This is a genomic window from Bacillus sp. SIMBA_005 (assembly GCF_046535585.1).
GTDB classification, from domain to species: domain Bacteria; phylum Bacillota; class Bacilli; order Bacillales; family Bacillaceae; genus Bacillus; species Bacillus pumilus.
Genome location: NZ_JAWRWI010000747.1, coordinates 1 through 255 on the forward strand (window position 1 = coordinate 1; position 255 = coordinate 255).

The 255-nt window shown below is 70.2% G+C and carries 1 protein-coding gene; it reads right to left on the minus strand.

The genetic code is table 11. The features are described 5' to 3' along the window. Window positions 1-255 (minus strand): ankyrin repeat domain-containing protein (locus tag SB660_RS22060; protein WP_410584597.1); only part of this gene is annotated, 255 nt, incomplete at both ends.

Here is a 255-nt window from a genome sequence, read left to right on the forward strand (position 1 = left end):
CTTCGAGCGCGGCGTAGAGCGGGGTTTCGCCGTTCTTCGTATTCGGCGTGTCGGCATCGGCCCCGCGTGCGAGCAGGGTCTCCAGCCACGCGCCATCGTCCTGCATCGCCGCGATGTGCACCGCGGTATTGCCGCTGTCGCTGCCGGACGCGGGGTCGGCGCCCGCATCGAGCAGGGTTTCGAACCCGCGGCGGTCGCCCTGCAGGATCATCCGCTGCAGCAGCGGCGTCCCGTCGGCATTGGCGGCATTGGGAT